Consider the following 24,665-nt stretch of genomic DNA (forward strand, 5'->3'; position numbering starts at 1 on the left):
CGCTGATGTGGCTCTTTGTGACGCACCCTTGACGCCGGGTGGCACGCGGGCGACTCTGGCAGTGGAGTCCTGTCTCGGGGGGCACTCCCGACGACACGGGTCCGGGCCCGTCCCACCCCATGGCGGGCTCTCCGCTCGCGGCGGCCGGAGCGTGCCGCGTCGGCGGTGCGGCTCCCCACGGCGACCGCGGCTCACCGGGCCGCATGCATGGGAGCGCTCCCGGTGTGGCTCACCGGCCTGAACGCGCGAACCGCCGGCCCCCGACGGCGGCGGACAGGCAGAAAGGAACCCCAGCCATGCAGCTCCTCCCCATCCCCTCACGGGCACGTCGCGCCGACCGGCCCCTCCGCGCCGGCCGCCGCATGTGGGCGGCGGCGCTCCCGGCCGTCCTGGCGGCCGCCGCGCTCCTCACCGGCGGGGTCCCCGCCGCCGCGGCCGACACCCGCACCTACTTGGCGGCCCTGGCGGAGACACTGTGCGACAAGTACGCCTCCACCCGCGTCGACGGCGGGCGCTACATCGTGCAGAACAACGTCTGGGGTGCCGACACCCGCCAGTGCATCGAGGTCAACGGCACGTCCTTCCGGGTGACCACCGCCGACCACAACAACTCCACCAGCGGCGCCCCCGCCGGCTACCCCTCCATCTACGTGGGCTGCCACTACCGCAACTGCACCACGGGCAGCGGACTGCCGGTGCAGGTCAGCCGGATGAACACCGCCACCAGCAGTTGGCAGACCAGTTCACCCTCCACCGGCGTCTACAACGTCGCCTACGACCTCTGGTACGACGCCGACCCCAACGCCCCCGCGCAGAACGACGCCGAGCTGATGATCTGGCTGAAGTACCGGGGCAACGTCCAGCCCATCGGCCAGCGGGTGGCCACCGGGGTTTCGGTCGCCGGCGCGACTTGGGACATCTGGCAGGGCAACATCGGCTGGAACGTCATCAGCTTCATCCGCACCACGCCCACCGACTCCGTCTCGGGCCTGGACCTCACCGCCTTCACCGACGTGGCCGTGGCCCGCGGCGCGGTCCGCCCGAAGTGGTACCTCACCAGCATCCAGGCCGGTTTCGAGCCCTGGCAGGGCGGCGCCGGGCTGGCCACGCACTCCTTCTCGGCCACCGTCACCTGACCCGCAGAGGCCGGTCCGGCGGCCGGATCCTTGGATTCCTCCTGGTCACCGCTTGGTTAAGGCTCTGGACTTCCCCCGCCTCCACCCATCAGGATCAACGAGTCACATCGTCGTTGACCACGTATTTCGGGCGAGGGGAGTCTGCGCGTGCAAGAACCGATAACCGGGCAGCGCAACACCAGTTGGAAGATGATCGGCCCCGGGATCGTGGTCGCCGCCACCGGGGTGGGGTCCGGCGACCTCGTCGCCACCTTGGTGGCGGGCGAGAACTACGGCTACGCCCTCCTGTGGGCGGTCATCGTGGGCTGCATCGTCAAGATCTCCCTGGCCGAGGCCACCGGCCGCTGGCACCTGGCCACCGGCAAGACCATCTTCGACGGCTGGCGCAGCCTGGGGCTGTGGACGTTCGTCTTCTTCGCGCCCTACATCGTGATCTGGGGCTTCGTCTACGGCGCCACCGCGATGTCGGCCACCGCGCTGCCCCTGGCCGCGATGTTCCCGGCGGTGCCGCTGCCGGTCTTCGCGGTCATCGCGGGGATATCTGGCCTGGTGTTCGTCTGGTTCAACCAGTACCCGGTCTTCGAGAAGGTCATGACCGTCCTGGTCGGCGTCATGTTCGTGACCGTCGTCGGCCTGGCCGTGTACCTGGTCCCCAACCTCGGCGACATGGCCACCGGGATCGTGCCCACGGTCCCCGACGGCTCCCTGTTCAACACCCTGGGCCTCATCGGCGGCGTCGGCGGCACCATCACCATGGCGGCCTACGGCTTCTGGGTGAACGCCAAGGGCTGGCGCGACTCCACGTGGATCAAGATGATGCGCATGGACAACCGGGTGGCCTACATCACCACCGGCGTGTTCGTCCTGGCGATGCTGATCGTGGGCGCCGAGCTGCTGCGCCCGATGGGGGTGGCGCTGGCCGACGGCGACCAGGGCCTCATCACGCTGGCCGAGGTCCTGCGCGACGAGTTCGGGCCGGTCGTCTCGATCCTCTTCCTCATCGGCTTCTTCGCCGCCGCCTATACCTCGCTGATCGGCGTGTGGCACGGCGTCAGCCTGATGTTCGCCGACTTCGTGCGCAAACTGCGCGGGCAGCCCTCGATCCCGGTGGAGGAGCGCGAGACCAGCAAGGAGTTCCGCGCCTACCTGATCTGGCTGACCTTCCCGCCGATGCTGCTGCTCATCCTGGACGAGCCGATCCAGCTCATCATCGCCTACGGCGTGCTGGGCTCGGCGTTCATGCCGTTCCTCGCGTTCACCCTCATGTGGCTGCTCAACACCCGCCACACGCCCAAGGAATGGCGCAACGGAATCGTGAGCAACGTCGGCCTCGCCATCGCCGGCGGCCTGTTCCTGGTGCTGTGCGTCAACGACATCTACACCCGTATCACCGGCGCCGGAGGCTGACCCCGCTCCGGCCCGGCCCCGGCACCCGGACGTGGAGGCAGTGACACCCGACCGCCACCCGGAAAGGCGAGACATCCTTTACCCACGTGGCGCGGGCACGCCTCCGCGCCCGGTTGTTTTATTCACGTGCATCGGAACATGCGGAAGAACGTGCATTTTCCCGATGAAATGCACGGAATATCTGGAGTGGCCGCAGTGAAACACGGTGACGATCTCCCGGATCCGCGCTCAGACAATACCCCTTCCTTGATAAATCCGCCACATAACCGCAGCTTGGAGTCGCTGTTTTACTTGCCGATAAAAGATCTTGCGCGGGCGTCTGGATAGCGCGCAATTTCGGTGTGACCATAGGCGGCAGGAGGGGTGGTGGTCGGTGGAGATTCGACTGCTCGGGCCTTCGGTGCGCATCATGGTCGACGGCGAATCCGTGGACGCCGGGACCCCGAAGGAGCGTTCGATCCTGGCGAACCTCGCTCTCGAACCCGGCAAGGTGGTGCCCACCCAGCTCATCATCGACCGCGTGTGGGGCGACACCCCCACCCCGCGCGTGCGCTCCAGCCTCTACGCCTACATCACCCGGCTACGCGGACGGCTCGCCGCCGCCGGGGCGGGATCGGGGGTCGGGCTGCGCTCCCGGTCGCAGGGCTACCTGCTGGAGATCGCCAAGGAGGCGGTCGACTGGCACCGCGCCGAACTCCTGCGCGTGCGCGCCCGCGCCCTCGCGGACTCCGGCGACCACCGCGCCGCCGTGGTGCTGCTGTCGGAGGCCCTCGACCTGTGGGAGGGCCACCCCCTCGCCGAGATCTCCGGCGCCTGGGCCGAGGGCGTGCGCACGAACATGCTGAAGTCGTGGTCGCTGCTGGTCCAGCGGTGGGCGGAGTCGTCCATGCGTATCGGCCACTTCGACGACGTGGTCACCCGCGTGTCCGAGGCGGCGGCCGCCGACCCCGTCAACGAGCGTCTGGCCGCGGTCCTGATGGAGGCACTGGCGGGCAGCGGCCGCCACGCCGAGGCCCTGGAGGTCCACGCCCGCCTGCGCGCCGACCTCGCGGACAGGCTCGGCATCGACCCCGGCCCCGACACCCAGGCGGTCTTCGAACGCATTTTGAGGGGCGGCGCGGAACGGAGGCCGGAGGCCGGGCGGCGCATCGGCCCAGCCGACACCGCCGCGTCGGGCTGCGGCCCGGACCAGGCCAATCTCGCCGGCATGCCCCAGGCGGGAGCTCCCGAACCCGCCCCTCTCGGCCCCGAGCCGACCGGGCAGGCTTCAGACGGGCTTCCGCGCCTGCTCATCCACGACAACCTGCCTCGGGACACCGCCAACTTCACCGCTCGCACGGCGGAGTTGGCGGAGATCGTGGCCCGGGTCCGAGGTCGTCCGGACACCACCACCGCCATCGTCATCCACGGCATGGCCGGGCGCGGCAAGACCACCCTGGCGGTGCGGGCTGCCCACGCTGTGCGGGCGGAGTTCCACACCCGGCTGTTCCTCGACCTGTGCGGTCACGCCGACAGCCAACCGCCTCTGAAGCCGGAGCAAGGAATCTACAAGCTCCTGCTGACAGTCGGGGTGCCCGCCGAGGAGATCCCGAGCGAACCCGAGGCGCGCGCGGCGCTGTGGACCAGCCGCCTCGCAGGTCGGCGTACGTTACTGGTCCTGGACGATGCCATCGAGCCCCAGATTGGCCCGCTCCTTCCCGGGCTCCCTGGATGCACCGTTCTGGTGACCAGCCGCCGAAGGCTCGCGGAGGTGGACGGCGTCCACCATCTGGAGTTGGCGCCGCTCGACCGGAACGACTCCGCACTCATGTTCTCGCGGACCGCCGGTTTGGACCTCGGCGCCGACAGCGCAGTTGACGGCGCCGTCCAGCGCATCACTGCGGCGTGCGAGGGGCTGCCACTGGCCATACGTGTTGCGGGCGGGCGCCTACGGCGGCACCCCGGGTGGACGCCCAGGTACCTCGCCGACCGGATCGAGCGGAACGGGCTGGCCGAGATCCGCTCGATGAGCCACGACATCGCGGGAGTCTTCGCCACGTCCTACCAGGCACTCAGCGAGGAAACGCGTAGGGGTTTCCTGCTTCTCGGCGGCCTGCACCCCAGCGACGCCTTCTCCGTCCCCGCGGCGGCCGCCGCCCTCGGCGACACCTCCGAGACGTTCACGGCCGCGGAGGCCGCCATCGAGGAGTTGCTCGACACCCACCTCATCGAGGAGACGGGCCCGGAGCGCTACCGCATGCACGCGCTGCTGCGCGAGTTCGCGCGCGACCGCGCTGCAGAGGAGATGACGCCGGAGGAGCGCCGCGAGGCGCTGCTGCGGATCATCGACTTCTACTGGGCCGCCGCCGACAGCGCCGACCGCACGGTCCATCCGGGCCGACGCCGTCCCGCACCGCCGCCCTCCCGGCCGTCCCGTCTACCCGAGTTCGGCGGTGCGCTCGCCGCACGTCATTGGTACGAGACGGAGTACCCGGTACTGGAGGCCGTCATGGCCTGCGCCCGCGAGTGCGAGTTCAGTGATCAGCCGGAGCTGCGTGAGCGTGCCGCCCACCTGCCTCTGTGCCTTGGGGGATTGTTCGGCAGCGACGGGCCTTGGGAGAGCGCCGAGCGCCATCTGTCCGCCGCCCTGGAGCTCTGGATGGAGCGCGGCGACGGATCAGGGGCGGCCATTGCCGCCTTCGAACTGAGCCGGGTGCAGCGCCGCAGCAATCTCGCTGCCGCTGCCGAAAGCGTCGAAACCGCGCTTGCGGAGTGGCGCGGTGCCGGTGACGCCCTCGGTGAGGCGGAGGCACTGGATCTGCGCGGCATGCTCAGCCGAGAGGCGGGACGCAACGCGGCAGCCCTCCGTGACCACGAAGCGGCATTGACGCTGTACACACGTGTCGGCGACGAGCGTGGCCGGGCTCAAGCCCTGAGCAACATCGGTGTATGCCAGGCGTCTCTCGGCGACTCCGCGGCTGCCGAATCCGCGTTCTCCGAAGCCCGTCGGCTTTGGCAGGCCGTGGGCGACAAGCACGCGCTCGGTGACGTGATCGCGAACATGGCGGGAGTGCAGTTCGACCGCGGGTACTACAGGCATGCTCAGCGGCAGTGCCGAAAGAGCCTCAGACTCTTCCAGGACCTCGGTGACAGGCGCAGATCGGCCGTGGTCCTCTACAACGTCGGCGACATCGCCCTCTACCGCGACCGCAACGAGGAAGCGCTGGACTGCTTCCTCACAGCCCGCCGTCTCCTCTGGGAGGTCGGTGACGAGCAGAAAGCCGCCGGCGCGTGCAGCGGCATCGGGAAGGCCCTTTTGGCGCTGGGGAGGCCGAACGAGGCAGAGGACGTCCTGACCCAGGCGTTGGCCTTGGAGGTGACTAAGGCCGTGCCGGTGGTGCAGTCGCAACTCATGCTCGCCTTGGGTGATGTCTCCATGGCACTGCAGCGCCTCGATGACGCCTGGACCCAGTACCGGAGCGCTCGTGCCCTCGCCGGGAACGGTGCTTCGGCGGCCGACGAGCGGATGGCCGATGACCGCCTCGGTGACCTCTGCGCAAGGCTCGGCCGGCCGGACGAAGCCCGGTCCCACTGGCGGCGGGCGCTGGCCCTGGCGGAGCGCGCCGAGACGCCTCAGAAAGAGGCGATACGGATCAAGATAGAGTTACTTGGACATTCGAGTTGCTTTGTAGCCTGATTTCGGAAATCAGTGCTAAATGCACCTACGGAGGGTTCGGTAGTCCGGCGGTTTGTAAGTGCGGTCGGGTGTCGATATGGTGCGTACACCCGGTGTCGCCCGATCTGAGGGCGTTTCTGGACGGGCCTTCTCTGGCCCTCTGCCGCCGGGTGGCAAACTCCGTAGATTTCGACACTGAAAAGGTGCCATTGCGTGCCCGTTGTCCGCCAATTTGATGATAAGTCCGTTTCCAGCTGTCAGGCCGAGGCCGTCTTCCATCCCAGGGCATGGTGGTGGCTCCGGCGCGAAGCGCGGAACGGCCCTCGCGGGGGAACGGCCGTCGGTCGCCCCTGCCAGATATCCGCGGCCGAGCGGACTGTCGCGTGCGGACATGGACGAGCATCCACCCCCATGCAAACTCCTGCAAGCCAGTTGCAAGGTCGCTGACCAGAGCCGTCTTTGACCATCGAATCCGTCAGTCGGCTACGGCTACGGAGGAGTCATGGTGGTCGAAGGAACCCGGGAAGAAGTACGGGGGCGGGGCGGCACAGGCCCCCTCGCCCCCCTGACATGGCCCCTAAGGAAATCGATCCTCGGCCTGATCCACCTATGGCAGGCGGGCGACCGTCTGGCCGATGTCATCCCGCCCCTGCTGGAAGCCGACCCGGGCAACCAGGTGGTGTACAGCGCCCCGGAGGGATCTCGATTCGCTTCCTCGGGCCGCGAGTTCACCCGCAGGTTGGACGGTGCCGTCCTACCGTGGGAGCAGGCTCGCCGGCACGAATTCGACCTTGCGCTCGCGGCGAATCTGGGGCGGCTTGACGAAGTGCGGGCACCCGCGCTGATCCTTCCGCATGGTGTGGGCTACGCGAAGCTGGTGCCCCGGAACAGCGGATACGGGCCTTCCGTGCAGCGCCCTCTCAGCGATGCGGTTGCTGATGGGCTTCTTCGTTACGGGCGCGTCGTCCCCGCAGCGATCGGCGTTCCGCACGAACGCCAGCTCGACCAGATCGCCGTGCACGTACCCGATGCCCTCCAGGTCTGCCACGTCGTCGGAGACCCCAGCTTCGACCGGATGGTCGAAAGCCTGCCTTTCCGCAGCACCTACCGGAAGGCACTGGGTGTCAACGACGCGCAGCGCCTGGTACTCGTCTCCAGCACGTGGGGCCCGCACAGCCTGGTGGGCGCCCGCTACGGGCTGCTCAACCGGCTGCCCGCCGAACTGGCCGGAGGCTACGTCACGGCGGCGGTACTCCACCCCGGGATCTGGTGGGTCCACAGCCCGCGCCAGATCCGCGCATGGCTTGAACCCGCCGTGCGGGCCGGTCTGCGACTGCTGGCGCCCGACGCCGCCTGGCAGGCGGCGCTCGTCGCCGCGGACGTGGTCATCGGTGACCACGGGACTGTTACCTACAGTGCAGCCGCACTAGGGCGTCCGGTGCTGCTCGCCGCGGGCGGGCTCGCCGAGGTCGCGCCCGAATCCCAAGTGGCCGAGCTGTACCGCCGCGCGCCCGTGTTCGACGCCGACGCGCCCGCACGGCCGCAGATCGAGGCGGCGATCGACGCCTACGATCCCGAACAGGGCGCGGCGATGGCCGCTCTGCTCACCTCGGCTCCCGGCCGATCGGCCGAGCTGCTGCGCTCGCTCATGTACTCGCTGATGCGCTGCGAGGAACCGGCGGAGCCTCCTCGCCTGCACCCGCTCACCGCCCCGACCCTGGTCGACGTCGGCGGATGCGGTGGCGCCGAGGCCCGCGCGTCATGACGCGGCCTGCGGGGGACCGCCGACCGTCGACCGCCCGCGTCCGCTGCGCGGTAGTGGTGGAGGGCGCCGCCGGCGGCGCCCTCCACCAGGTCACCGATGACCAGGTGTGGGCGGCGGACCGGCTCGCCGATCCGGCGTGGCTTCGGATGGCCGATGTGATCACGAGCGGCGGCGACGCGGCCGCCGTCGAGGACTATCCCGCCTGCCGTGTCATGGTGGTGCGGCGCCCGCTGGGAGGCGCCGCCGTGGCCGTGATGGAGAGGGCGCGGTGCGGCGAAAACCGCGCACCGGCCGACTCCGGCGGCGTCGTCCGCATCCCCGCCCGTTCCGGCTGGGACGCGCGACTGCTGGGCGCCATCGCCCACACGTGGGTGGCCTGGGGGCAGGACCCCGACGACCTCGCGCGGGCGTGGCCCACGCGCCGCCTCACGAGGCTGGCGGTGGCGGCAGGTCGGCGATCCGCTGACGTATCACTGCGGCTTGGGGAGCACCGAGTTCGGTGTAGATGGACAATGCGGTGCTGAGGTGCGTCCGGACGGCGCCGCTCCGGCCCGCGGCCGAGGCGGCGTCGGCCCGCATCACGTGTATCCCGGCCACTTCGGCACGGGCGCCGACATCCTCACCGATGCGCAGCGCCTCGGCCAGCGCCTCCTCGGCCGCGGGCGCCTCCCCGTGGGCAAGGCGGGAGGCGGCCAGGCCCACCAGGGTGCGTACGCGCATGTAGGGCTCGGCGTCCTCGGTGAAGAACTCCAGCGCGCGGTCGAAGTACGCCTCCGCCGCCTCGTGGTCGCCCTGATCGCGCGCCGCCTCGCCCATGCGCCGCCGCATCAGGGCGATCCCGCGTTCGTGGCCGAGTCCCCTGTGGATGTCCAGTGCCCGGCGGAAGCGGGCCGCCGCCGAGTCGGGCTCGCCCAGGACCAGGTCGGTCACGCCCAAGGCTTCCAGCGCGGTGGCTTGGCCGAGGAGGTGCCCCACACGCTCCCAAAGGACGAGCGCAGCGCGTTGGTGCTCGCGAGCGGTCACCGGGTTCCCAAGGGTGGTGTGCAGCCCGCCCAGACCACCGAGCACCAGCGCCTCCGCCGCCGGATCGCCCAGCGCGCGCGCCGATGACAGTCCGACCGCGTGCGTGGTCTCCCACATGTCGAAGTGTTTCCGCATCACGAAGAACGTCCTGAGCGCCTCGCAGAGCTGCCAGCACGACGCGTGGTCGCCCGCCTCGTTGCAGGCCGCGATCCACGCGCGCAGGTTGGGCAGTTCGGCCTCCAGCCACGCCACCGCCGACGCGCGGTCGGTGAACTGCTCGCCGCCCCGCTCCTCGCCGAACCGGGGGCCCAGGTGCCACCGGCCGGGGTTGAGGACCAGGTCGGCGTTGACGGCCGAGTCCAGGAAGTAGGCGCCCAGGCGGCGGCGCGCCTCCTCGCGTTCCTCCGGCGGCTCGTCGGCGGCCAGGCGGTCGCGCGCGTGCAGCCGCGCCAGGTCGTGCTGGCGGTAGCGGCCGGCGGCGTGCTCCTCCAGCAGGCTGGCCGCGACCAGGGCGTCCACGGCGTCCTCGGCCCGCTCCTCATCGGCGCCGAGCAGAGCTGCGGCCGCGGGGAGCGTGACGTCGGGGCCGGTGGGCAGGCCCAGAAGGCGGTACAGCCGCCGGGCGGTGGGGTCCAGGTGGGCGTAGGAGGTGTCGAAGACGGCCTGCACGGAGGACTCCTCGGGCTCCTGGTGCCGGCTGAGCCGGGCGATGCGGCCCTGCTCGGTGTCGAGTTGGTCGACCAGCCGGCCCACCGACTGGTGCGGGCGCAGCGCGAGCCGGCTCGCCGCCGCGCACAGCGCCAGGGGCAGGCGGCCGCACAGCGCCACCAGGCGGTCCACCGCGTCGGCCTCCCGCCGAGGGCGGTCGTCGCCCAGCACCCGGGCCACCAGTTGCGCCGCCGCGCTGCCCGCCAGCGGTCCGACCTGCAGGAACGACGCGCCCTCGAACGCCAGCCCGGCCAGCCGCAGCCGGGTGGTCACGACCACCACGTGGGGGCCGCCGCCGGGCAGCAGCATCCGCACCTGGGCGGCCGAGGCCGCGTTGTCCAGCAGGATCGCCAGGGTGCGCCCGGCGGTGCGGGAGCGGAACTCCGCCGCCCGGGCCGCCGGGTCGAAGGGGATGGCGCCGGCCTCGGTGTGCAGAGAGCGCAGGAACCTGTCGAGGACGTCGCCCGGGTCGACCGGCGGCGCGCCGGGCGCGAATCCGCGGAGGTCGGCGTAGAGGATGCCGTCGGGGAAGGAGTCGGCGGCCCTGTGCAGGAAGTGGGCCGCCAACGCGGTCTTGCCCACGCCGCCCGGGCCGCTGACGACCACCACGCGCGGGAGGCGGTCGGCGCGGGCGCCGCGCACCGCTGTGGACAGCGCCGCCTGCTCGGGGACGCGGTCGGTGAAGTGGCGCGGGGCCAGCGGGACCTGCCGCGGCGGGTCGCCCCGGCTGCCGGTGTGGATGTGGACGTCACCGTGCACGGCTCCCGCCTGCACGACCGCCCCGACCGTGCCGCCGGGAGCGGCGAACTCGTTGCGCGCGGAGGCCGCGCCGCCGGGCTGTTCGGAGTCGTCGAAGTCACTGGGGGAGCGCATGCCTTCGCTTTCTCTCTTGAAAAGCGATGGTAACACCCGACTTGCCGATCATTGGTGGGGCGCGCGTTTCCCCTGTGATTACGGAGGTGAAGTGCAAGATCCAAAGCCAAAACGCAATTGCTAAGCAGCCAAGGCGATTAGTACTTCCGTACGTCCGGAGCGACCGGAGTGCTCCCGTTTTCGCCCTCCCCGGGTGCGTCCCCCCGCTGGAAGGTCGCATAGAGCCACACCAGCGACGGCACCAGCAGGAGCGCACCGACCGCCAGGGCGCCCAGGGTGGCGGCCAGGACCGCGGGCGTCGCGGCGGCCTCGTGCAGGGTCACGCCCGGCAGCAGGTGGGGGTACTGCCCCACACCCCAGCCCCACAGCAGGCCCACGACCGCCAGGGCCGCCGTCACCCGCACCGCCAGGTAGGCGCGGGTCCAGGCCAGCAGGGCCAGCGACACCACCCCGGCCGCCACCGACAGCACCAGCAGCGGCAGCGCCGCCCCCGTCGTCAACTGGCCGAACAGGCGCGGCGCGTCGGCCCGCAGCACCGCCAACCCCAGCGCCGACAGGCCGCCCACCACCACCCCGGCGGCCAGGGCGCGGCGGCGGAAGGCCGCGGCCAGGGCGGTGTCGCCGGCCCGCTGGGCGTCGCGGGTGAGGTAGACCGCCGCCAGGTAGGCGGCCGTACCCACCGCCAGGGCCCCGCTGACCAGCGACGTCGGGTTGAGCCAACTGGCCGTCAGGTCGCCCTCCGCGATCCCCGGCGGCACCCGGCCCGAGGCGATCGCCCCGGCGACCGTGCCCAAGAAGAACGGGGTGACCACCGACGAGAACGCGAACGCGGCGCCGAACAGCCGCCGCTGCCACAGCAGCGTGCTGGCCTTGCGGAACGCGAACGCCGATCCGCGCGCGATGATCCCCAGCGCCGTCAGCGTCAGCGGGACGTAAAGCGTGGAGGCCACCGCGGCGAACACCGAGGGCACCCCCGTCCACGCCAGCACGATCACGAAGATCAGCCACACGTGGTTGGCCTCCCACACCGGGCCGATCGAGTGCTCCACCAGCGCCCGCTGGCGCGCCCCCCGCTCGGCGCCCCCGGCCAGCAGGTCCCACACCCCGCCCCCGAAGTCGGCCCCGCCGAACAGCACGTAGGCGGTGACCCCGATCCACAGCAGCCCCAGCAGGATCTCCGGCAGCGGCATGGCGCACCCCCTCCACGGGCTCTCGGCCCGACGCCGCTAGACGACCTTGTAGTCGGTGACGTCGCGCTCCTGCGGCGCCACCGGCACGGGCTTCTCCCGCGCCATCCGCCGCAGCACGTAGACGGTCGCCACGGTCAGCACCGCGTAGACCGCCGCCACCCCCGCGAACCCGTAGACCAGGCCGGGCGCCGGGTTGACCGCCTCGGCGGTGCGCATCACCCCGTAGACGATCCAGGGCTGGCGGCCGACCTCGGTGACCGTCCACCCGGCCTCCAGCGCCACCACCGCCGCCACCCCCGACAGGGCGGCCGCGCGCAGGAACCACGGCGAGCGCGGCAGGTCGCGGCGGCGCCACCACGCCCACCACTGCCACACGGCCAGCGCGAGCAGGGCGAACCCCAGGCCGACCATGATCTGGAACGCCCAGTGCACGATGTTGACCGGCGGGTGCTCGGCCGCGGGTACCTCGTTCAGGCCGGCGATCTCGGCGTGGGGGTTCCAGTGCGCCAGCAGCGACAGGCCGTAGGGGATCTCCAGCGCGTAGCGCAGCTCCCCGTCGACCGCCACCCCGCCCAGGTGCAGCGGCACTGCGCGCTCGGTCTCGAAGACGCCCTCCATGGCCGCGAGCTTCACCGGCTGGTTCTCGGCGACGAAGTGCGCCGCCCAGTCGCCCACCCCGATCTGCACGGGGGTGACCACGGCGGCCACGGTGAAGGGGATGAGGAACCCCAGCCGGTGGTAGCGGTCGCGGCGGCCGCGCAGCATGGCCACCGCGTAGACGGCGGCCATCGAGAACCCGGCCACCATGAACGCCGCCAGGATCATGTGCACCGTCTGCGGCGGGGTGGCCGGGTTGAACATCGCGGCCCAGGGCTCCACGGCCGTCACCCGGCCCTCGCGGGTGTCGAAGCCGGTGGGCTGCTGCATCCAGGCGTTGGCGGTCACGACGAAGAACGCGCTGGCCACGCCCGCGACCACGATCGGGATCCCGGAGAGCAGGTGCGGCACGGGCGGCATCCGGTCCCAGGCGTAGAGGTAGATGCCCAGGAAGATCGCCTCGATGAAGAAGGCGATGCCCTCCAGGGCGAACGGCAGGCCGATGACCTCGCCGTAGGTGCCCATGAGGCCGGGCCACAGCAGGCCCATCTCGAAGGACAGGATGGTGCCCGACACCGCGCCCACGGCGAACAGCACGCCCATGGCCTTGGCCCAGCGGCGGGCGAGCAGCCGGAGATGGGGGTCCCCGGTGCGGTGCCCGCGCCACTCGGCGATCAGGGTGATGGCGGGCATGCCGACCCCCAGGCACGCGACGATGATGTGCCAGCCCAGCGACAGCGCCATCTGCAGGCGCGCCGCCATGAGGTTCTGCGCGTTCACCGCGTCGGCGACGAAGACGTCCACCGCGTACCACCGCCCTCTCCCGGATCGCGGCCGGCGCCCCCGCGCGCGGCCGGGCGCCCGACCGCGCGGTCAGGCCGCCTGGGGGTGCAGGACCGCCCGCACGCACCCGTCCTTCTTGTGCTTGAACAGCTCGTATCCGCGGGGGCCCTCGCTCAGCGGCAACGGGTGCGTGGTCAGGTGCGCGGTGGGGATCTCGCCGGCCGCCATGCGCTCCAGCAGTTCGGGGATGTAGCGCTGACCGTGCTGCTGGGCGCTGCGCAGGGTCAGGCCCTTGTTGACCACGGCGCCCATGGGGAACTTGTCCACGAAGCCGCCGAACACCCCGACGACCGAGACAACACCGCCCTTGCCGCACGCCAGGATCGCCTCGCGCAGCGCCACCGCGCGCTCGGCCAGGCGCGGCAGCTGCTTGGCGCGGTCGTAGGCGTACTGCGCGCCGAACCCGTGGGACTCCATGCCGACCGCCTCGACGCAGGCGTCGGGGCCCCGGCCCCCGGTGATGTCGCGCAGCGCCTCGACCACGTCGACCTCGCCGTAGTCCAGGGTGTCCAGGCCGAGGTGCCGGTGGACCTGCTCCAGGCGCTCGGGGAAGCGGTCGATGACCACGACCCGCTCGGCGCCCATCAGCCGGGCCGCGGCGGCGGCCATCTGCCCCACGCCGCCCGCGCCCCACACCGCGACGACGTCGCCGGGGCGCACGTCGCAGAAGTCGGCGGCCATCCAACCGGTGGGGACGGCGTCGGAGGCGTAGACGGCGGAGTCGTCGTCGAGGCCGGCGGGCACCGGGAAGGACCCGACGTCGACGAAGGGCACCCGCACGTACTCGGCGTGGCTGCCGGCGTAGCCGCCGACCAGGTGGGAGTAGCCGAAGATGCCGCCGCCCGCGTAGCCGTACAGGTCCTCGAAGGCGGCAGGCTGGGCGTTGCCGTTGTCGCACAGGGAGAACCGGCCCTCGCGGCAGTAGCGGCAGTGACCGCAGGAGATGATGGAGCACACCACGACGCGGTCGCCGACGCGGCGCTCGCGCACGCCCGGGCCGACCTCCACGATCTCGCCGATGAACTCGTGGCCCAGGATGTCGCCGCGCCGCATGGCCGGGATGTAGCCGTCGATGAGGTGCAGGTCGGAGCCGCAGACGGCGCTGGCGGTGACGCGCACGATCGCGTCGCCGTCGTTGAGCAGGCGGGGTTCGGGGACGTCGGTGACCGCCAGGTCGTTGACGCCCATCCAGCACAGGGCCTTCATCCGCGGCCTCCCTTGGTCAGCGCGGAGTGGACGCGCTTTTGCACGGCCCGCTGCGCGCGGCCGCGCCCGGAGGGCTGGCCCTCGACCGTCACGGCCTCGCCGCACTCCAGGACGGACTTGAGGGCGCGCAGGTCGGCGCGCAGCCGGTCGTCGTGGTCGGCGGCGGCGGGGCCGGTGGCCAGCACGCGGACCTCGGTGCCGCGGTCCCCGGGGGCGGGGGTGAGGGTGACGAGGAGCCGCAGGCCGCGCTCGCCGGGGACCCGCTCCGGCTCGCCGCCCTCGGTGGACTGGGGGGTGAGGCGGCCGAACAGGCCGGGGAGGCGGTCGGGCTGCTGCCAGGCGGCGGCGACCTCGCCGGGCGAGGAGACAACGGTGGCGACGTGCTCGACGTGACGGCGCTGCCGCGCCCGGCGCCGGGCGAGTGCGGCGGCCACACCGATGGTGGCCACGGCACCGCCGACGACGGCGGCGTTCCTGATCATCGGCTTCCTCCTGTGCAGGTCGGGACGCCCCGACCGGGACGCGGAGCCTCCGCGCCCTCGGGGTCGAGGCGCCCACTGCCCCGGCCCCGCGCGTTGAACCGCGGGGGAGAGGAGAGGGCGGCCGGCCGCGCCCGGGGAGGCACCGAAGGGGACGGCGGCCCCGCCCGGGGCGAGCGGCGCGGACGGTCCGCGGGTGCGCCTGGGCGGGCGGCCCAAGCCGCATCCGCCGCTCCGCATCCCCCGGGTGGTCGGCCGCGCCCGCAGACGCGTTGTCCACGTCGCCCCCCGGCAAGCCCATGCGGCTCCATCCGCCCGCTGGACGGCGTCGCCACCGCCATGTCCTGCGATGCTCGGTGAGCGCATCGCCCGTGCCGCCGCGACCCACGAGTTACCAAGAGCGGGCGTTCTGCGAGTCACCGTTCCCGTGTTCAGAGGAAACGGAGGAAAGCGGTGACGGCCCACTGCGCCAACGGCCCCGCCACCAGGCCCAAGGCGAAGAACCACATCTGCTGTGCCAAGGCCGCGCGGCCGGCCCGTTGGTGGCCCTTCTCGACGGTGGCCTCCACCAGCCGCGCCACCGCCTGGGCCTGCTCGCGGTCAAGCGCGGCCAACCGCTCGTACTGCTCGTGCTCGATGCGCAGGCGCTCCAGGGCCAGCCTGCGGGTCTCCAGTTCGGCGGAGACCTCCTCGACCAGTTCGGCTCCTTCTCGCAACCGGGCGTGCGCCCGGTCTATGCGCTCCTCCAGCCCGGGGCCGCGATTCCCCGCTTTCGGCTGCTCCCGGCGGGGCAGGAACCGCCATGTCCCCGTTATACCGGCGACACAGAACAAGAACCCGAGAAGGCTCAGCAGGCTGCGGAAATCCCATCGGCCGCCCGCCAAGGCCTCGAAGTCGGGAAGGCCGAAGAAGGTCATCGCACTCCCCCCGGCCACGGACAGCACCACCCCGGTTGTGAGCACTAACGAATTGCGCATGCACTGATTGTTCCGTGAAGACTTCCCACCGCGCGCGGCTGACCCGCTGGACACCCGGCCCTGCCGGGAGGGCGGCCACCACATCGCCCGGCTCCGCTTCGGGGCCGCCGCCTACCGCACCGTGGCCGTCCCCCAACGCCCCACCCGCCGCCCGGCCCGATGAGCTACCACGACGGCCTCTGACTCGCACCGGCACCGCGCACGGAGCGGGACCCGAGTCGGACGCCCGACTCCAGCGAGACCGCCCCGGCCCACCGCGCCAACCGGAGGGAGCCACCCGTCCACTCCCCAACCGCGGAGTCTCCAGCGCGCCGGACGCACCTCGACCGCGCATTGAGCCGCGGAGACCGCAGGCGCGGCTGCCTTCTCCACTGGCATCGTCGAGGTCCTGCAGGAGCCCACAGATTGTTGACCTGCGGAAACAATGCGCATCTGGCAGGATTCGAACCTGCGACCGTCGGATTAGAAGTTGCCTGGTTTGATGTCGACCACCCCCGAATATTGCCGCTACCTGCCGTTTTATCCGCCGGCTCGCCGCCATCAATGCCGCGCTGTGACGCCGTGTGTCGCCCGACTCCGCGACCGCCGAGCGACGATGGAGCAAACGCCGCTGAGGGATGACCAGGGCACCCACACAAATTGGAGATCGCGGTCCCATGCTCCTGGGTTTTCACGCGCCACTCTCGACCGACGCACCCCTCCGCTACCCCAACTGGCCCACGAGCCCTATCATGATGGCACTAGCCGGTGCAGTTCTCAGTTTTGTTAGTCCGAATGGGCTGGCCGCGCTCTTTTGCCCGCGAACGATTCCGCCTACCGAGACCGAGCAGCCTCGGACAACGTCATCGTCCACGAGCTTTTACGCTGCAGTAGCGCGGTCACAGTAGGCGAGGAGGAACCCCTGGCGCTGAACTGGCGCGGATTCGACAAATAAATCCCGTAGCCGTCAAAGAATACTATTTGTGGGCAGCGAGAGGTGGAAGGCTGGCATGGCATTTCAGGGTAAGGCCAGGCGATGGGTTCAGCAGTTCCAGTCACCGGAAGAGCTATACCTCAGCGGGACGCTGTCGCGCAGCACGGCAGCCGTTGATTCGCTGTGGTTGCACCAGGGCGACGTCATCCGTGTTTACTCCGAGAACCACCAGAACACCGCCGACCTGGCTCTCGAACTGCCGACGGGAACCGGAAAGACGTTGCCTGGTTTGCTTATCGGCGAGTGGGTGCGGCGTAAGGCGGAGGGCCCGGTCATCTACGCCACGCCGACCAAACAGCTCGCACGCCAGGTGGCGGCGACTGCCGAGCGTGAAGGAGTTCCTGCCGCTCTCCTTATCGGCAGCGCCAAGCACTGGGATACCGCGGACGAAGTGTTAGTGGAGGGCGCCGAGGCGATCGGAATTGCAACCTACAGCGCGGTTTTCAATAGCAGTCCAAAGCTCCCCAAATCTCGCCTTCTGATTCTCGATGACGCTCATGCTGGTGAGCAGTTCGTGGCCCACGAGTACGGCATAAATATCCGGCGCCACGCGGACGAGCAGGTGTACCGCAGTATTCTTGTTGCACTGAAGCCATTCCTTTCGAAGCTTCTCATTCAGCGACTAGAAGGCGAGCCCGACCCCGGTGCTCACCATCAGGTGCGCCTGATCCTGCCCGCCGTTGACCCGACGGCACTGGCCAATCTCGATACGGCTCTGGCTCACTTGCCCAAACCCTATTCGTACAAGTTTGCCATGATCCGCTCGGGGTTGGCGGCGTGCTTTGTGTATCTGTCGTACAGTGGAATCCAGATACGTCCGATGATCCCGCCGACCTACGAGAATCCCGTATTCGATCGTGCCATGCAGCGTATCTACCTATCGGCGACTCTGGGATCAGGTGGCGAACTGGAGCGAGCCTTCGGTCGGCCTAAAATCGTGCGGATGCCGCTCCCGACCAAGACAGCTCCGCGTTCTGGCCGACGGCTGTTTGTCTTTCCGGAATTGGTTAAGGGCGGGGACGCAATCGGGGTGACCAAGCGGATCATCGGCCTCACGGACAAGGCACTCGTCCTCAGCCAGGAAACGATTGCCAACACCGAGGCGGCGGCCACGGCGCTGGCCGGGGATGGCATCCCGGTTTTGGGGCGTGACGACTTGGAACAGCGGGGTCTGGATAGCTTCGCCAAGGCTCCGACCGGTGTCCTTGGTCTGGCCAACCGCTACGACGGACTCGACCTGCCCGGAAGCGCCTGTCGGATCGTTGTCCTTGGAGGGAAGCCAGATGCTGTCGGGCTCCAGGAGCGGTTTCTCAGCGAGCGGGCCGATGCCAACGCAGCTCTCGCCGAGCGCCTTCGGACCCGCATTGTCCAAGGAGCTGGTCGTTGTACCCGTGGCCCGAACGACTACGCCGTGGTGGTCGTGCTCGGCTCGGATATCACGAAGTATTTCTCTCGGTCTGCGAATATCAGGGCGCTCGAACCGGATCTCCAGGCTGAGGTGGAGTTCGGTTGGCAGAACAGCAAGGGTTTCGACCCCGACACGGTCATCGAGAACGTCGAGACGTTCCTCGAGCACGGCGTGGACTGGCGGGAGCAGGGCGAGCCACTGGTGGCTGAGTTCCGTCAGGAAGCGATTAAGGCCGAGCTTCCAGGCACGGACGCTTTGGGCAAGGCGGCGGCACTGGAGGTGGAGGCGTGGCAGCTGGCATTCAGTGGCGACTGGATCGGTGCGAGCGACAAGCTCCAGAAGGCGATTCCCCACGTTGGCCCGGAGGCGACGCGTGGCTATCGGGGACTGTTGCTCTACATCTCTGGAGCGTGGCTCCATCTTGGGGCTCAAGGCGAGACCCAGCTGGCCCGCGCTCGGCAGCTCGTTCGGGAGGCGGCTCTCGCGGTCAACCGTGGTACCTGGCTCAAGGAGATGCGAGAACTGCCCGGTGCCGAAGAAGTCCCGCCTGTCCCAGTGGACATGGTCGCAGTGAACGCGATCGTGGCCCGCCTGCGCGGTCGGCTGCATCGGAAGCGCATCAACGAAGACCTCGATGAGATGCAGGAGGCGCTCGCCCAGGACGAGGCACCCAGATACGAGCGCGGCCTGACGACGCTGGGGGCATTCCTCGGTGCCGAGGCTTCCAAGCCCAGGGGGCAAGGACGCTGTGATTCGGCCTGGGTGTGGGGCACCGCCATGTGGATGACCATCGAAGCCAAGTCGGAGGAGCAGGACGACGGCCTTCTTCCGCTTAAGGACGTCCGTCAGGCTAATACTCAGCTCGACCAATTGGCAGTGGACCGGGGGACGGACCACCCGCCAGCAGGTAGCCCCGCGATCATCGTTTCGGACAAGTTGTCGGTGGATCCGCAGCATGCGCCAGTGGCGAACCCCAGCGTCTATCTGGCCTCGACAGGGAGCATGCGGGAGATTGCCCGCGACGTCGCCGTGGTCTGGGAAGATCTGCTCACGACTGCCGTCGGCATCGCTTCCGAGCAGGCTCAGAAACAGCACGTGCGCTCGGTCATGACGGAGAACGGCTGCCTGCCAAGCCAGGTGATCGACCGGCTCACTCAGAACCGGATTCGGCCGAGCGACTGAGTGACCGAAATGAAACAGCGCGGGGTGCGGCCCCGCCGTGGACCGCGCCGCGCCGGCACAGCGCCTCACCGCCGAGGACCTGGCCAACCTGCTGGGACTGGATGTCCCCTCCCCCGCATCGAACCACAGGGAATAGACGCCGAGCGCAACGAGCGCGCCCAGCGGTTCACCGACCTCCTCCGCCTGCACCAGCCACCCCAGCGGGTAGCGGACGTCCAGCAGGTGATCGACCGCTGGCTGGCCGACGGCGGTACCGTCACCTACGGCGCCGACGCCGACACCAGTTGCTTCCTGCTGGTCCGCGACGACGCCCCGCCGCAGGACAACCTGTGGCCCGTCGTGCTCTACCCCGTGAGCGGCCGCATCGAAGTCGTCTTCCAGCACCTGAGCCGCCGTGCGCCCATTGACGACATCGGGCTGCGGCGCAAGTTCCTCGACCTCCTGAACGGCGTCCCCGGGGCAGAGATCGCCGAGGTCAAACTCGACCTCGGCCCAGCATTCCCATGGCCGCCCTCGACGGCGAGGGAACGACCCGGTTGACCGACGCACTCGCGTGGTTCCTCAGCCAGGCAAGGGCATGACAGGCGGCGCTTTCATGGCCCTCCCCCGGCCATTGACGGCGAGCATACAGAGCTGTCCCGGGCAACCTCTCCCCACACCGGCAGGCCGATTCCGCACATCTCGAGCGCGCGGCAGGCATAGGTGGCGGCCAGTTGGACTTCCGCCTCCGCCCATGCCCTAAAAGACCTTGCCCAACCTTGCCACCACGGTAGGAGCTGCGGCAGTAGCCATCTCGGGCCGGTCGGCTACACCCCCGGCGCTGGAAGGCGGTACGGCGTTGGGCAGAAGTGCGTGTGAACGCGTAGCGGTCGATGCCGCCAAGGAACACGCTAGAGAATCATTCCTTGGTCGAAGTTGGGATCGGCAGGTGACAGGCCGTAACGAGGTTTGCGGTCCTTTACCGCCTGAGGGAACTTCACACCGGCTGCGGTCAACTCTTCTGCTGCCACGATAGGACTTGCCAGAATTTTACCAAGAAGGTCTGCTTGAACGGACTCGAGATCGGTAACCCGTCTTAGCAATGTTAGGAGCTCGTTAAACTCGGAAATCCATTCCTTCGGCCATGTGGAGACATGGACATCGTCGAGAGGACTGGTCTTCTTTCCACCTGGTTCGGATTTCCGGTAGGAAAACCACTTTTCGATGACATTTATACCGCCGACTTCATATGACCACATTCGGTCGGTGACCGGACCGAACTCACCTTCACCCACCTGGACATGACCGATTCCATCTCCAATCGGCAGGTATGCGAGCTTTTGAGGTAGATTGACGCCGATGGGAGTCACGTTTTTCGGTCGTCTCGGGTCTTCAAGAGCGAATGCGATTTTGCCCCGGGGACGTCCTTGCGACGGGTCAGCGAAAATTTCGCCGTAGGTGGCCGCCCAGACAAGTTCGCGTCCGACGTCGCACGCTGTGCTCCAAAGCTCGGGATCGGCAGTGATCGGTATCCGGATTCCGGGGGTGACCAGTTCCTCGGCGAACCGCGCGGTGAAGTCCGGGTGGGCGGTTACCGCAGCGATGTAAGCAACGAGGTCGTGGCCCGTCACAGGGAGCCCAAAATTTTGTTCGAGCTGGGCGAGCAGGCCGGGAGCCACGTTGGGCGAACCGTCAGGATGCAACAGCGGGAAGACGCGACCACCGCGTCCATTGAAGTGGTGGACGTCGGGAATTAGGACGGTGAAGGCCAGCCCCGGCCCGCCTTCGATCGTATGCATGTGCTGCTCGTTGATGAAGACTTGATCCTCTTGTTGGCTGGCGGACCACAGGTCCCGGCGCGGGCGATCGATCAGGCGGGCGTCGGGAATGAGCCACTGGCGATCGAAGCAGCGGTAGGCGATCTGCTTGGGCTCTGGACACGGCTTCGTCTCGGTGCGGAGCTCCCCTCTCCTCGTGGGCTGCCCAGGGAGCGGTTGTCGGGTACTCGTGAGGCTCGTGCTTTGGGTTTCCTTAAAGAGTGCTGCCTTGCGCTTCTCATCGGCTTCGTTGGTCAGCGTGTCCCAACGCCTTTTGAGCGTCTGCGGGGAAGGAGATGTGACCCAGTTGCGGTTGGGGGTGAACCCAGGACTGGACCAGCAGAAAAGGTTCTCCAACGCGGGGTAGTCGTCCCAGGCCGACTCGGCGGCCGGCACGAAGGGGTCCTCCCATCCTGTCCGGACCTTGTGCCAGGTGTCGCTGTCGAGGGAGATGGCGCCCAGTTGGGCGTATTTGTCTTCCCGCCGCCCTGTGACCTTCGTGTAGTGGATATCAGCCGGCATCTGCGGATCGTTGTCAGTCCTCCGGACGAACATCGCGATGGCCAACGGCTGCTGTACACCCGGGAACACACGGGTGGGCACATCAGGTCGCATGCCTTCGGGGCTGACGTCGATGATCCAGCCTTCTGAGCAGTTGGTGCGCAGGTAGCGCCGCATGCCTTTGAACCCGGGCCCTTTCAGGTAGCCACTGGTGGTGATGAAAGTGACCACTCCGTGCTGGTCTTGGGGGTGGGCGTCAAAGACCTTCCACGTCGCCCAGGCCCAGAAATAGACGTAAAGGTTTTTAAGCTTGTTCTCCAGGCGCCCGTTGCCTTCCTTGCGGAACCGATCCAGCGGAGTGCGTTCCCCGGTGTTCTCAGAGCCGGACTCCACCCACCCGCCTTGACCTTGGGCCCGCTCTCGGTAGGGGGGATTACCGATCACCACGGTGACGGGGGTATCCGCCTTGATCTTGTTGGCGGCCTTGTGGGATTTGGCCAGGGCCACCAAGTCGGGCAGAACTGTGGTTTCGGCAGTGAAGGGATTGTCCAAGGTGTCGGTCACGTGCAGACGGACACCACCCGCGGGCAGTTCGGCTCCGTACTTCTTGAGAATGTCGACCGCGCGCATCTCAGCTACGGTGTAAGATCCCATTTTCAACTCAAAACCGATCAACCGCTGGGCGAGGTCGGTGATGGCCGGCCCCACATACCCGGGCCCTTCAAGTTCCTCAGCGCGCTTGGCGGAGTGATCGATGATGGTGTGTAGATAGGCGCCCGTCCCCATCGCCGGGTCAATCGTGGTCACCGAGGGAGACAGGAAGCCCTGGTCGGCATCCAGGCGGGTCGTAAGAATGTCGTCGGTCAAGCGCACCATCGTGCGCACGACCTCCACCGGTGTGTAGTAAACGCCCGACTCCTTGCGCAGTTCGGGGTCATAGACTGACAAGAACGACTCATACAGGTGGATGTAGGCGTCCTCGCGCTGCTGCCAGATCGGCTCCCACTGCACGGCACCGATCACCCGGCGCAGCAGGTCGATGGTGGTGGTGAACGAGGCGACGGCACTGCTGGCCAGCAGTTTAAGCGCTTGAGACATCAGGGCGTGAGGTTTGCCCGCCCCGAGCTGGTGGGCGATCTTGTAGGTCTCCAGGCCGGCGACGTCGATGCCTTCGGTGCGGGCCAGTAGGAACGCGAACGTGATCGTTTGGGCGTAGCCGTCGGCGAAGACAGCGTCATCGGCGGTGGGGAACAGCAGGTCCCGCCAGTTCTTGGCGAGCATGGTGAACGGCAGGTCGTACTCATCGACTCCGGCCCTGCGAGCCTTTGCCTCTTGGGCGAGCTGTTCCATGACCGAGTCGCGCAGGAGGCGGCACAGTGGCGCCACGTGGTCGACAAGTTGGTTGACGGTCGTGATCGGGGGCGGGGACCACTTCAGGAAGGTGCGGAAGAAGGTCTCGGTGGCCAGATCGGTACTGTCCAGATCGGCTCCGGCGGTGCGGAGATCGCCGTCGAAAGCGATGCTGGCCTGCAGTTCCCCGTGCCGATAGAGCCGCCAGTCGGTGCCGTTGGTATACAGCAGGTTCGGAAGGTCCTTCAGCCGCTCCCACTGCTTCTTGTTGTGGCCCCTGAACTTGGCGGGGTGGAGGTTCTCGTTGGGCTTCTTCAGCTCGACGTGGCCGGTGACCGCACCCGAGACCCGGACCGCGAAGTCCAGACGGGCCCCAGGCTGGACCTTGTCGGCCTCGTCATGAACGACGACCTCCAGTCCCGTGGCCTGCCCGAAGTTGGTCAACAGCTTTTCCACCGGGCCGCGGATGGCTGCCTCTGGCTGGCCAACGTCGCCTTGAAGCTTGTTGGCGGCCTGCTGGCCGAATTCGGAGATGAGCGTGCGCAGCCAGTCTTCTAGCAACCCGGGACTCCGATCCTCTACATGTGCATGGGGGAATGTGGCTCATTCATACCAACTCGCAACGACGAAGGTCACCAGGCTTGAGGAGTCGAGGGCACTACATGTGAGCGTGGCCGCAAGAGCGCGCCGCTGCTCCAGCCCGGTACCGACATCGGGCCTGGCCTTCGTGGGGAGGCGGTATCGGCGAATCGAGTGGCGCAGCCGACCGGACACGGTGTGCCACGGGTCACTGAGGTGAGAAGCCAAAGGCGTACGGCCGTCGCATCTATGAATACGCACGAACCATTCTGCCCCTACCGAAACGGCGGTTTACCACTACGGGGACCTAGCCGGCCGGGATGGTTTCCAGCAGCTCACGACGCAGGAAGTATCGTGTCCACTCAGAGGCTCACGCTCTCAGGCTTCGGAACCGGAAGCTCTCATCGACTACCGGGGAGGTTCCCAAGTATGTTGCCACCCGTTTGGGATCTTATGCGCACTTCGTCCACCTCAAGTTGCATATCGCTTGGCAGCGTTTGCCCAGGTTGAGCGGTGTGGCGGTCGCCGTTCGCGGCGGCCGAGGATCGCAACCTCCATAGTACGCATAGGCCCGGACGGCCGTCACGATGTGGCGGTCGCCGTTCGCGGCGGCCGAGGATCGCAACCTCGATGTCGTCGATGTCGCCCTGACCGGTCATGCCGTGGCGGTCGCCGTTCACGGCGGCCGAGGATCGCAACAGCTTGTCCAGGGTGCGCTTGGGCGGGACCTTCACGGTGGCGGTCGCCGTTCGCGGCGGCCGAGGATCGCAACTCTCGCGGTATGGGGATGGTCAGCGACCGCATAGGGGTGGCGGTCGCCGTTCGCGGCGGCCGAGGATCGCAACTCCGCGTGGGCCAATGCCGCCGACGCCAACACGCCCGTGGCGGTCGCCGTTCGCGGCGGCCGAGGATCGCAACGCGGCCTGGAGCACCACGGGCATGCACGCCGGCGTGGTGGCGGGCGCCGTTCGCGGCGGCTGTGGCCGGATGCGGCCCTGGTAGCAAACGAATTTCGAG

Annotated in this window: 13 protein-coding genes and 1 CRISPR repeat array; of the genes, 6 read left to right on the forward strand and 7 right to left on the reverse strand. The window is 68.9% G+C overall.

Annotated elements, in window-relative coordinates:
• Positions 1 to 296: 296 nt before the first annotated feature.
• The 4 genes from HNR12_RS22385 (at position 297) to HNR12_RS22400 (ending at position 7,963) form a co-directional block, all read left to right on the forward strand.
• Positions 297 to 1,136: a GH12 family glycosyl hydrolase domain-containing protein gene (locus HNR12_RS22385; protein ID WP_179769418.1), complete on the forward strand. Its 840-nt coding sequence runs from the start codon at positions 297 to 299 to the stop codon at positions 1,134 to 1,136.
• Positions 1,137 to 1,283: 147 nt separating this feature from the next.
• A complete protein-coding gene (locus HNR12_RS22390) occupies positions 1,284 to 2,543 on the forward strand; it encodes an Nramp family divalent metal transporter (protein ID WP_308118378.1) in 1,260 nt (419 codons plus the stop codon).
• A 373-nt stretch (positions 2,544 to 2,916) separates the two neighbouring features.
• The gene (locus tag HNR12_RS22395; protein ID WP_179769419.1) at positions 2,917 to 6,219 is read left to right on the forward strand and encodes an AfsR/SARP family transcriptional regulator; all 3,303 of its coding nucleotides are present in this window, start codon (positions 2,917 to 2,919) and stop codon (positions 6,217 to 6,219) included.
• Between the two features lie 481 nt (positions 6,220 to 6,700).
• Positions 6,701 to 7,963 (forward strand): hypothetical protein, encoded by a 1,263-nt coding sequence (locus HNR12_RS22400; protein WP_246425149.1) that lies wholly within the window; start codon positions 6,701 to 6,703, stop codon positions 7,961 to 7,963.
• A gap of 426 nt (positions 7,964 to 8,389) precedes the next feature.
• Here HNR12_RS22400 and HNR12_RS22405 read toward each other — a convergent pair whose 3' ends face one another.
• The 6 genes from HNR12_RS22405 to HNR12_RS22430 form a co-directional block, all read right to left on the reverse strand.
• Entirely contained in the window at positions 8,390 to 10,567 is a 2,178-nt protein-coding gene (locus HNR12_RS22405; protein WP_179769420.1) for a tetratricopeptide repeat protein, read from the reverse strand.
• Between the two features lie 137 nt (positions 10,568 to 10,704).
• A complete protein-coding gene (locus HNR12_RS22410; RefSeq protein WP_179769421.1) occupies positions 10,705 to 11,757 on the reverse strand; it encodes a cytochrome d ubiquinol oxidase subunit II in 1,053 nt (350 codons plus the stop codon).
• 36 nt (positions 11,758 to 11,793) lie between these two features.
• Positions 11,794 to 13,158, reverse strand: coding sequence for a cytochrome ubiquinol oxidase subunit I (locus HNR12_RS22415; protein ID WP_308118379.1), 1,365 nt, complete (start codon positions 13,156 to 13,158; stop codon positions 11,794 to 11,796).
• 69 nt (positions 13,159 to 13,227) lie between these two features.
• Entirely contained in the window at positions 13,228 to 14,403 is a 1,176-nt protein-coding gene (locus HNR12_RS22420; protein WP_179769422.1) for a zinc-dependent alcohol dehydrogenase, read from the reverse strand.
• Positions 14,400 to 14,885 (reverse strand): hypothetical protein, encoded by a 486-nt coding sequence (locus HNR12_RS22425; protein WP_179769423.1) that lies wholly within the window; start codon positions 14,883 to 14,885, stop codon positions 14,400 to 14,402. Before HNR12_RS22425 ends, HNR12_RS22420 begins: the two co-directional genes overlap by 4 nt.
• Positions 14,886 to 15,313: 428 nt before the next feature.
• Positions 15,314 to 15,859, reverse strand: coding sequence for a hypothetical protein (locus tag HNR12_RS22430; protein ID WP_179769424.1), 546 nt, complete (start codon positions 15,857 to 15,859; stop codon positions 15,314 to 15,316).
• Between the two features lie 989 nt (positions 15,860 to 16,848).
• On the opposite strand from HNR12_RS22430, the gene HNR12_RS22435 reads away from it, so the two are divergent.
• Together HNR12_RS22435 and HNR12_RS22440 are read left to right on the forward strand one after the other, a co-directional pair.
• Positions 16,849 to 19,422, forward strand: a complete 2,574-nt coding sequence (locus HNR12_RS22435) for a DEAD/DEAH box helicase (protein WP_179769425.1) — start codon at positions 16,849 to 16,851, stop codon at positions 19,420 to 19,422.
• A gap of 222 nt (positions 19,423 to 19,644) precedes the next feature.
• Positions 19,645 to 19,962 carry a hypothetical protein gene (locus tag HNR12_RS22440; protein ID WP_179769426.1) on the forward strand — a complete coding sequence of 106 codons (318 nt, stop codon included), beginning with the start codon at positions 19,645 to 19,647 and terminating at the stop codon, positions 19,960 to 19,962.
• A gap of 350 nt (positions 19,963 to 20,312) precedes the next feature.
• Here HNR12_RS22440 and HNR12_RS22445 read toward each other — a convergent pair whose 3' ends face one another.
• Positions 20,313 to 23,630, reverse strand: coding sequence for a type ISP restriction/modification enzyme (locus HNR12_RS22445; RefSeq protein WP_179769427.1), 3,318 nt, complete (start codon positions 23,628 to 23,630; stop codon positions 20,313 to 20,315).
• A 533-nt stretch (positions 23,631 to 24,163) separates the two neighbouring features.
• Positions 24,164 to 24,566: a CRISPR direct-repeat array (repeat unit 37 nt; unit sequence GTGGCGGTCGCCGTTCGCGGCGGCCGAGGATCGCAAC).
• Positions 24,567 to 24,665: the final 99 nt, after the last annotated feature.

Source organism: Streptomonospora nanhaiensis, from assembly GCF_013410565.1.
Lineage (GTDB): Bacteria > Actinomycetota > Actinomycetes > Streptosporangiales > Streptosporangiaceae > Streptomonospora > Streptomonospora nanhaiensis.

Coding starts and splice junctions, on each gene's coding strand:
- HNR12_RS22385 (WP_179769418.1), top strand. CDS start 297: ATGCAGCTCCTCCCCATCCCCTCACGGGCACGTCGCGCCGACCGGCCC.
- HNR12_RS22400 (WP_246425149.1), top strand. CDS start 6,701: ATGGTGGTCGAAGGAACCCGGGAAGAAGTACGGGGGCGGGGCGGCACA.
- HNR12_RS22405 (WP_179769420.1), bottom strand. CDS start 10,567: ATGCGCTCCCCCAGTGACTTCGACGACTCCGAACAGCCCGGCGGCGCG.
- HNR12_RS22410 (WP_179769421.1), bottom strand. CDS start 11,757: ATGCCGCTGCCGGAGATCCTGCTGGGGCTGCTGTGGATCGGGGTCACC.
- HNR12_RS22420 (WP_179769422.1), bottom strand. CDS start 14,403: ATGAAGGCCCTGTGCTGGATGGGCGTCAACGACCTGGCGGTCACCGAC.
- HNR12_RS22425 (WP_179769423.1), bottom strand. CDS start 14,885: ATGATCAGGAACGCCGCCGTCGTCGGCGGTGCCGTGGCCACCATCGGT.
- HNR12_RS22430 (WP_179769424.1), bottom strand. CDS start 15,859: ATGCGCAATTCGTTAGTGCTCACAACCGGGGTGGTGCTGTCCGTGGCC.
- HNR12_RS22435 (WP_179769425.1), top strand. CDS start 16,849: ATGGCATTTCAGGGTAAGGCCAGGCGATGGGTTCAGCAGTTCCAGTCA.